Raw genomic sequence first — 9386 nt, forward strand, 5'->3', positions numbered from 1 at the left:
TCTTCGTCGACGATCACGTATTTATTGCCACGCACTTTGTAATAATAGTAACGGTAACCTTCGTCGTAGAATCCGTGTGTGCGCCTCCGCCGTAGAACCAAGACAAGCCTTCCGCATTCGGAATGACGCATTGCGCTTTTCGTACAGCCCGGTGATCCAACTGTGATAACGAAAGCCGATGATCCCTTCGGATCGCGCCGGTACCGCCGGTAAAATGCTTGATGGAAATGCCGGAGGTAACACCGGAAAGGAAAGCCGAGTCGGTCTTATAGCCGCCTTGCGCGCGCCCACGAACTGTTGAGCAGAGCAGAGGGCGGTTATGAAAACCAGTCGGAGGATACTTTTCGATTTTTTGAGTCTGGCCATGGCGTTCGGTCCCTTATCTTTGTTCGACATTCCAAAAAATAAAGCATTGGCAGCAGCTAATCCCCCCTTCGTTTAACGTTTCTATTACTGATTTTATTCAGCTTCATCCCGCCGTCAGATTCGAAGTCATCTGTTAAAAATTCACACCGGAGGAAGTTGCAAGGGAGTCCCCCAAGGCGAATGCCTTCTTCGATCGTTGCTTCGACGAGATAGTCGATATGATCCCGAACTGCAAACCTACCTCGGGGATCATCACAGGATTACGGTCAGTGGACCGATCGTTCTGATTCGTTTCAGGTGAAGCGAAATGAACTTGCGCGCCGGCAGTTGGAGAGTTGAGAAGACGGTTGAATTCGACAAGCTGGACGATCAGGCGCGACTCAGTTACCGCTTGTTCGAACACGACGCGCAGGAACTGTTCGACGCGTTTCCGTGGCGCTATCACAATTATCCGGTGAACCAGATGGACGGCGTTCAATCGGGTATTCCGGCATTCCTGATCAACATGCACCGGATCGATGCCGTCGGGGACGCGGAAGCATATGTGCAACGGTTGAAGGGAATCGGACCGTTGATGGACCAGGTCCTGGATGGATTACGGGTACGCGACAGCCTTGGGATCATTCCCCCGCGCTTTGTCTACCCGATGGTCATGAACGACTGCCGAAACGTGATCAGCGGATATCCGTTCAGCGGCAGCGGTAAATGTCCGTTGTATGAGGACTTCTCGAAAAAGCTGTCAGCGCTGAAAGGTATCGACGGTTCGAAGATCGCCCGATTGCAGGGTGAAGCTTCCCGTGCATTGGTGGAAGTCGTGAAGCCGGCGTATGAACGACTCATGGTATATCTGAAGGAACAGGAGAAGCGCGCTAAAGAGGACGACGGCGCGTGGAAGTTCCCGAAGGGGAATGAGTTCTATCGTTATGCGCTTGAGAAGACCACGACTACGAACATGACCCCGGAGCAGGTATTCGATACGGGCCTCCGGGAAGTGAAGCGCATTCACGACGAGATGCGCAAGATCATGGAACTGGTGAAATGGCGCGACCACAATATCAGCGCTTTCTTTTCCTACCTGCAGGATGATCCCAAGTTCTATTTTCCCGACACGCGGGAGGGAAAAGAAAATTACCGCTTGTTGAAACGTCCTGGCACCTACTACATCAACCTGTACAACATGAAGGACCAGCCGATCTACCAGGCGGAGGCGTTGGCGTATCATGAAGGCATACCGGGTCACCATATGCAGATCGCCATCGCGCAAGAATTGAAAGGTGTTCCGAAGTTCCGCCGCCACGGCGGCAATGTCGCGTACGTGGAAGGTTGGGCGCTGTACTCGGAGTTGGTGCCGAAGGAGATCGGTTTCGCAAAGACCCGTACTCGATTTCGGGCGTTTGTCCAACGAGGTCTTCCGCGCTGCTCGGCTCGTAGTAGATGTCGGCATTCACTACAAGAAATGGACGCGCACACAAGCGTTTGAGTACTTTTTGAAAAACACGCCGAATCCCGAAGGCGATTGCCGCAAGGAGATCGACCGGTACATCGTTTGGCCCGGACAGGCGACCGGCTACAAGATCGGCATGCTTCGTATCCTCGAATTACGCGCAATGGCACAGCGCGAACTCGGCCCGAAATTCGACCTCCGCGAGTTCCACGACGTCATTCTCACCAACGGACCGCTTCCGCTGAATATTCTGGGTGAGCAGGTGAGGGTTTGATCGAGCAGAAAAGAGTGAACAGTGAACAGTAAACAGTGAATAGTGAATAGTGAATCCTGCCGCCGGAGCTTTTGCGTAGGCAGGAGCGAATAGCGAACAGCGAATAGCGAATAGTTTTTTGGTGAACAGTGAATCCTGCCCGCCGTAGCTTTAGCGTAGGCGGGAGTGAATCCTGCCCGCCGGAGCTTTAGCGAAGTTGGGAGTGAACCATGCCTGATCCTGGAAGACAGACCAATCTCAATTTGTGAAATACCTTGGTTATATGAATCGATGACCCCGGTGTGAAAGATTTGTTGATGGGTCCCCGATGAGGCGAAGAAGACCATTCCGGTCTAGCCCCGGGTGATCTCGTCACGTATCTGGCTGATAAGCGGACGAACGTTTACATGACGAGAGAACACGGGACCGCTGGCGAGTAGCGTGTGCGTGTTGTGCTCCCCAAATCCTGATTGCCTTCGCTGAATAGTTTGCAGGAATGTTCGGCCTGTATCAATTTTCTCCTCGCTCCTCGCTCCTCGCACCACGCACCACGCACCTCGTCCCTCGTCCCTCGTCCCTCGTCCCACACCCCTCGTCCCTCATTCCGCCATCAACTCATCCACCGTTGCCTGTGTGATGTAATGATAATTCGGTCGGGCGGCGGCGTAGATTTTTTTTGCTTCGATCTTTCCTTCGGGAGTTTGCAGCAGTACCTGGAAGAGTGGCTTGACGTATTTCCTGAGGCTGACTTCGTTGAGGAAAGCTTCCAGTGCCGGATAGATTGCGGTGTAGCGATCACGGATGCAGTATTCCATCCAGCTGAACAGGATCTCGTTGTTGCCCGTCCGGGAGAACCCGAACGTCTGGTCGAGGTAGCGTAGATCGTCGTGCGGAAGACTGTCGGGCAGGGAGCGGAGGAAGTGCACCCATTCGAACGCGCTCCAGCCGTTGGTGGCTTCCGTTGTCGGCGCAACGCCGCCTTTCCAGTCGGCTATCACTTTTTCAACTTTGCTGAAGCGTTCCGATTCGATGTGCAACATATTCGCCGGCAGGCCGGGCTGGTAAACCCATGCCTCGATCTTCAGCGAGTCCCAGCCGTTAGATCATTGGCAAACAAACCCGCGCGCAGTTCTTCGAGGAATGCCTCGGTGTTCATCGTGCTGAACGCGTGTTTGCGGAAGTAGTCGTTGAGGAAGCGGTCCCACTTTTCCCGGCCGGTGTATTGTTGGATCACCAGCAGGAGGTTGTTGCCTTTTCATAGGCGATATCGCTCACGCCTTCGTCGGGGTCGCGACCTTTGAGATCCAGTTTGAGTCGGGTATCCGGATTGGATGCGCCGAGGTCTTTGACGGTTTCCGAGCAGGTCGTCTTGACCGAGCCGTCGTTGCATGTCGGCGAAATCTTTTCCGTACAAGGCTTCCATGATCCGGTTCTCGAAATACACCGTGAAGCCTTCGTTGAGCCAGAAGTCGTTCCAGGTCGCGTTCGTCACCAGGTTGCCGCTCCACGAGTGGGCCAGCTCGTGCGCCACCAGCGTGGTGAGGGACTTATCGCCGGCGATGATGGTCGGCGTGGCAAAGGTGACGCGCGGATTTTCCATGCCGCCGAAGGGGAAGGGAGGGCGGCAGGATGATGAGGTCGTAACGTCCCCAGGCATACGGTCCGTACAATTGTTCGGCGGCCGTGATCATCTTCGGCAGGTCGGTGAATTCGTCGGCGGCCATCGGCAGGGTGGCGGGCTCGGCGTAAACACCGGAACGATCGTCGTAGCGGTGGTAGTCGAAATCACCGACCGCCAGCGCGAGCAGGTAAGCGGGGATCGCCTGCTCCATCTTGAATCGGTACACACCGTCTTTCGATCGGGCAGTCGGGTTTCGGCGCTCATCACGGCCATCAGCCCGTCGGGTACATGCAGGGTTGCGTCATAGGTGAAACGGATGCCCGGACTATCCTGTACCGGCGCCCAGGTGCGAGCGAGGATCGCCTGCGACTGGGTAAACAGGAAAGGGTATTTTTTTCCGGCGGTCTGCTGCGGACTCAACCACTGCAGCGCTGAAGCTTGTGGGGATGTCGAATAGCGGATCGAGACGGAATGCTTACCGGTGGTTACCGGTACGCGCAAGGCTTGTCCGAGGTATGCAACGGAATCGCCGAGTTGGAAATCCTGAACCGGGTTGTCCGTCAACGGCGACCGATGCAATGTGGAGGTCGCGCGTATCGAAGATGACACTGGTACTGCCCGGCTGGACGTCCACGGAGCAGGTAGCGGTGCCCTCCAGGACCTGGCGTTTTGAAGTCGACCGTGAGGTCGAGGCTCAGGTGGGTCATCCGGGCGGAATCGGGTTGTGCGAAGGTGTGCGGATCTTGAGTAGTCATGAACGTTTTTTCATGGTTGGCCTCTTTTTTGGAAGCGCAGGCTGCAAAAAGCGCAGAAAAGATCCAGGGGGCCAGTCGTTTGATCATGCCGTAAAAATAGCAATCCGTCCGCAGGCGGCCCCTTCCGGGTAAATTGGCTAACTTTGTTTAACGAAAAACCGATCATGAAACGAATCATCACCCTGCTCCTGCTGGTCGTCACGACTTTGGCGGTCAGCGCACAGAAACAATCCGAACCGAAGTCGTTCGGCGAAAAGATCACGGCCGACAATGCCATGGAGGCATCCAAGCTGCCGGAGCTCCTGAAAGGGAAAGAAAACGTCCAGGCGAAAATCACCGGAACGGTCAACGAAGTCTGCCAGAAGAAAGGCTGCTGGGCGAAGATGGACGTCGGCAATGGCGAGACGATGATGATCCGTTTCAAAGACTACGGCTTCTTCCTGCCGAAGGATTGCGCGGGCAAGAAACTGGTGTTGAACGGCGTCGCTACCTACGAGGTCACGACGGTGGAAGAACTTCGCCACTATGCCCAGGACGCGGGTAAGTCGAAGGAAGAAATCGAAAAGATCACGGAAGAAGAGAAATCACTTTCGTTCGAAGCCGACGGCGTATTGCTCTATGAATAAGCACTGGATCTCTTCCCTCGTCCTCGCATCGGTCGTCTTGCTGTCGTCCTGGATGACGCCGCAGGAACCGGTGCAGGATCGCAATCCGAACGGATCGAGCGAGCTTTCCCTGCTCATGCGCCGCATGGAGAAGCAACTCGTGGACGCGCGCCCCGGCGTACTTGAAGGGAAACTCAACGACCGCAACTATCCGACGGAGATCGACAAGATCAACACCGCCAAGCCGACCGACGCGGAGACCAAGACCGAAGCCTTCCCGGTGTTCGCCGACATTTATCTGAAGTCCGTAAAGTCCTTCCTCGCCAGCAAGCCGGAAGAACTCACGGAGAACTACAACAACGTCGTCAATACCTGCCTGGCCTGTCATTCGCAACATTGTCCGGGGCCGGTGAGCCGGATCCGGAAGTTGGCGATTAAGTAGTGAACAGTGAACAGTAAACAGTAGCGAATAGCCAATAGCGAATTTCACCTGCCGAAGCTTTAGCGTAGGCGGGAGCGAATAGTGTTTTGGTGAACAGTGAACAGTAAACAGTGAACAGTAAGGCAACAATAAAAAAGCCCCGCATGCGGGGCTTTTTTATTGGTCTATTTGAATCTTAAATGCGATTCAATCTGTTTGTTGGATTTCATCAAAAACCAATCGCAACAAACTACTTGCTCCTGCCGACGCTAAAGCTTCGGCAGGCAGGATTCCCTATTAACTGTTAACTGTTTACTGTTCACTGTTCACTGTTCACTAACCTCACTCCTTCGTCAACGACGCCCGCACATACTCCCGGTTCATCCGGGCGATGTGGCTGATGGAAATGCCTTTCGGACATTCCGCTTCGCAGGCGCCGGTGTTGGTGCAACTGCCGAAGCCGGATTCGTCGCGGGCGATGATCATCTTCAGCACGCGTTCGCGGCGCTCGGCTCGCCTTGCGGGCAGCAGCGCGAGGTGGGAGACTTTGCGGAGAGGAACAGCATGCCGGAAGCGTTCTTGCAGGAGGCCACGCAGGCGCCGCAGCCGATGCAGGCGGCCGCGTCAAAGGCTTTCGTCCGACTTCGCCTTCTCGATCGGAATCGCGTTGGCGTCGGGAGCATTGCCGGTATTGGCGGAGATATAACCGCCGGCGGCGATGATCTTATCGAAGGCGGTGCGGTCGACCACCAGGTCCTTGATGACCGGGAATGCCTCGGCGCGCCAGGGTTCGATGGTGACCGTTTCTCCGTCGGAGAAGTGGCGCATGTGGAGCTGGCAGGTCGTGGTGCCCTTCAGCGGTCCGTGTGCACGGCCGTTGATGTACATCGAGCACATGCCGCAGATGCCTTCGCGGCAATCGTGGTCGAACGCGACCGGATCTTCTCCTTCCCGGATGAGGCGGTCGTTCAACACGTCCATCATCTGAGAAACGACATGTGCGTACTCACGCCCGGCATGTCGTAAAGTTCGAAGGTTCCGGTCAGAATGGTTCTTCTGACGCCAGATCTTCAGTTTGAGGTTGATGGTTTCTGCCATATGTTGGTTTTATTTAGTCAGGTTCGAGCGGAGCGGAATAGCGAATATCGAACAGCGAATAGTATTTGGGATCGCAGTTGCTGCGGTTCGATCCGATTATTATCTCAGCTTATGTTGAGGGTCTATTTTAAGTTGCATGACGTGGATCATCTTGCTGATTTCGTCACTCTCGACCATTAGTCGTTGGAGGAGAGATCAGGAATGAAATCCAATCGTCGGGATATTTCCAATGCGTATAGAGTTCGGCGAGTGATCCTCGGGAGATATCGAGGAAGTGGTGAAAGCTTCTGCTGAGTTTCCGGCTCCAGCCTTCAGCGATATTTGCTGCTGGTGAAACCCCTGCTCTGCGTATCTGACTGGTTAGTCCGAAGAGTTCAGATTTTGGGAAGGTAGCAGTTGCCTGATAGATCTCGATCGATAAGTCAACGGATCGGTTCCAGATTTGGAGGTCTTTGAAGCTTTGTATCATCTTTTTTTCAAAGATTCCAACCGCCCACCCATTTTCACAACGCCATAGATGCTGTTTCTTTTATTAGAATTAATAATGGATTCTATTTCTACCACTCCCACCTAATCAAAAGCATCGGTGGACAAGATTCACTTTTTACTATTTGTTCCCTGCCTCACGCAAAAGCTTCGGCAGGTAAAATTCACTATTCACTTTTACTATTCGCTGTTCGCTCCTGCCTACGCAAAAGCTTCGGCAGGTAAATTCACTATTCACTTTTTTACTATTCGCTGTTCGCTATTCGCTTTTCCTGCCTACGCCAAAGCTTCGGCAGGTAAAATTCCTCCGCCTACGCCAAAGCTTCGGCGGACAGGATTCACTATTTACTTATACGACCGCTGCGTCGGTTTCACGATCTCGAAGGTCAGTTCTTCTTTGTGGAGAGTGGGAGCGGAGTCGCCGTGTATTCCCAGGCGGCTACGTAGCTGAAGTTCTCGTCGTCGCGTTTCGCTTCGCCGTCTTCGGTCTGTGACTCTTCGCGGAAATGTCCGCCGCAGGATTCCTTGCGGTACATCGCGTCCTGCACCATCAGCTCGCCCAGCTCGATGAAGTCGGCCACGCGGCCGGCCTTGTCGAGTTCGGGGTTGAATTCGTTGATCGCGCCCGGGATGCGGACGTCGCTCCAGAATTCGCTCTTCAGCTCGCGGATCATGCCCAGCGCCTTGTTCAGACCCTGTTCGTTACGCGCCATGCCGCAGTAGTCCCACATGATCTTGCCGAGTTTCTTGTGGAGGTCTTCCACCGTCTGCTTGCCTTTCACGTTCATGAGGCGTTCGATGCGGTCGCGTACTTCCTTCTCGGCTGCTTCGAAAGCGGGGTGAGAGGTGGCGATGGCGGGGTGTGCGGATATCGTCGGCGAGGTATTCGCCGAGGGTGAAGGGATCACAAAGTAACCGTCGGCCAGACCCTGCATCAGCGCGCTGGCGCCCAGGCGGTTCGCGCCGTGGTCGGAGAAGTTGGCCTCGCCCAGCGCGTAAAGTCCGGGCACGGTGGTCATCAGGTTGTAGTCGACCCACAGGCCGCCCATCGTATAGTGCACGGCCGGATAGATGCGCATCGGCGTCTTGTACGGATCCTCGCCCGTGATCTTCTCGTACATCTCGAACAGGTTGCCGTAACGTTCGCTGATCACGTGGTGACCCAGCCGTTTGATCGAGTCGCGGAAGTCGAGGTACACGGCAAGGCCGGAAGCGCCCACGCCGCGGCCTTCGTCGCAGGCCTGCTTGGCCGCACGGGAGGCGACGTCGCGCGGCACGAGGTTACCGAACGACGGATAGCGGCGCTCGAGGTAATAGTCGCGCTCTTCGTCGGGAATGTCTCGGGGCTTTCGCTTATCGCCGACGGCTTGGGGACCCACACGCGACCGTCGTTGCGCAGACTCTCCGACATCAGCGTCAGCTTCGACTGGTACTCGCCGGAAACCGGGGATACAGGTCGGGTGGATCTGGGTGAAACAGGGATTGCCGAAGAAGGCGCCTTTCTTGTAGGCCTTCCAGGCAGCGGTGACGTTGCTGCCCATGGCGTTGGTAGAGAGGGTGAAGACGTTGCCGTAGCCGCCGGTGCAGAGCAACACGGCATGGCCGAAGTGACGTTCCAGTTCGCCGGTCACCAGGTTGCGGGCGATGATGCCGCGGGCCTTGCCGTCGATCACCACCACTTCGAGCATCTCGTGACGGGGCACATCTTCACCGCGCCTTTGGCCACCTGGGCGCTCCAGGCGCTGTAGGCGCCGAGTAGCAACTGCTGTCCGGTCTGTCCGCGGGCGTAGAACGTACGCGACACCTGCACGCCGCCGAAGGAGCGGTTGTCGAGCAGGCCGCCGTATTCACGGGCGAAGGGGACACCCTGGGCCACGCACTGGTCGATGATCGCCGTGCTGACCTCGGCGAGGCGGTGGACGTTGGCTTCGCGGGCGCGGTAGTCCCCGCCCCTTCACGGTGTCGTAGAAGAGACGGTGTACGCTGTCGCCGTCGTTGGCGTAGTTCTTGGCCGCGTTGATGCCGCCCTGAGCCGCGATCGAGTGCGCGCGACGCGGGGAATCCTGAAAAAGCAGAACGCCTTGACGTTATAACCCAGTTCGGCGAGCGGCGGCGGCGGCAGGAAAGCGCCTGCCAGTCCGGTGCCGACGACGATCACGTCGAGGCGGCGCTTAGTTGGCGGGGCTGACGAGGCGAACGGAGGATTTAAGGTTGGTCCATTTATCGGCCATCGGACCCGTCGGGATCCTGGAATTCAGTTTAGGAGAAGAGGCCAGGGAGGTGGGGTTCAGCTTACGGATGAAGGATTAGATACCGGCGTTGAGAATGTTCGAAGCG

Annotated in this window: 5 protein-coding genes and 3 pseudogenes; 4 read left to right on the forward strand and 4 right to left on the reverse strand. The window is 55.9% G+C overall.

Annotated features, from left to right (window positions below; translation table 11 throughout):
* Positions 1-673 precede the first annotated feature (673 nt).
* Together IPJ96_16285 and IPJ96_16290 are read left to right on the forward strand one after the other, a co-directional pair.
* Positions 674-1846 (forward strand): DUF885 domain-containing protein, encoded by a 1173-nt coding sequence (locus IPJ96_16285; protein MBK7911862.1) that lies wholly within the window; start codon positions 674-676, stop codon positions 1844-1846.
* Positions 1761-2084 carry a DUF885 domain-containing protein gene (locus IPJ96_16290; GenBank protein MBK7911863.1) on the forward strand — a complete coding sequence of 108 codons (324 nt, stop codon included), beginning with the start codon at positions 1761-1763 and terminating at the stop codon, positions 2082-2084. Before IPJ96_16285 ends, IPJ96_16290 begins: the two co-directional genes overlap by 86 nt.
* Positions 2085-2662: 578 nt before the next feature.
* Here the strand turns inward: IPJ96_16290 and IPJ96_16295 are convergent.
* Positions 2663-4526: pseudogene (locus IPJ96_16295) on the reverse strand (M1 family metallopeptidase).
* 77 nt (positions 4527-4603) lie between these two features.
* Between IPJ96_16295 and IPJ96_16300 the strand changes: the two are divergent.
* Positions 4604-5065, forward strand: coding sequence for a DUF4920 domain-containing protein (locus IPJ96_16300; protein MBK7911864.1), 462 nt, complete (start codon positions 4604-4606; stop codon positions 5063-5065).
* Entirely contained in the window at positions 5058-5486 is a 429-nt protein-coding gene (locus tag IPJ96_16305; protein MBK7911865.1) for a hypothetical protein, read from the forward strand. The genes IPJ96_16300 and IPJ96_16305 overlap by 8 nt, the downstream gene beginning before the upstream one ends.
* A 321-nt stretch (positions 5487-5807) precedes the next feature.
* Here IPJ96_16305 and IPJ96_16310 read toward each other — a convergent pair.
* The 3 genes and pseudogenes from IPJ96_16310 to IPJ96_16320 form a co-directional block, all read right to left on the reverse strand.
* A pseudogene (locus tag IPJ96_16310) lies at positions 5808-6563 on the reverse strand (succinate dehydrogenase/fumarate reductase iron-sulfur subunit).
* Positions 6564-6726: 163 nt separating this feature from the next.
* Positions 6727-7032 (reverse strand): four helix bundle protein, encoded by a 306-nt coding sequence (locus IPJ96_16315; protein ID MBK7911866.1) that lies wholly within the window; start codon positions 7030-7032, stop codon positions 6727-6729.
* 362 nt (positions 7033-7394) lie between these two features.
* Positions 7395-9280 (reverse strand): annotated as a pseudogene (locus IPJ96_16320) (fumarate reductase/succinate dehydrogenase flavoprotein subunit).
* Positions 9281-9386 lie beyond the last annotated feature (106 nt).

The sequence above is a fragment of the Bacteroidota bacterium genome, from assembly GCA_016713765.1.
Classification (GTDB): domain Bacteria; phylum Bacteroidota; class Bacteroidia; order AKYH767-A; family 2013-40CM-41-45; genus Pollutiaquabacter; species Pollutiaquabacter aromativorans.

Bases quoted from the DNA above. Each gene is read 5' to 3' on its own strand.
- IPJ96_16285 (MBK7911862.1), top strand. From the start codon at position 674: ATGAACTTGCGCGCCGGCAGTTGGAGAGTTGAGAAGACGGTTGAATTC.
- IPJ96_16300 (MBK7911864.1), top strand. From the start codon at position 4,604: ATGAAACGAATCATCACCCTGCTCCTGCTGGTCGTCACGACTTTGGCG.
- IPJ96_16305 (MBK7911865.1), top strand. From the start codon at position 5,058: ATGAATAAGCACTGGATCTCTTCCCTCGTCCTCGCATCGGTCGTCTTG.
- IPJ96_16315 (MBK7911866.1), bottom strand. From the start codon at position 7,032: ATGATACAAAGCTTCAAAGACCTCCAAATCTGGAACCGATCCGTTGAC.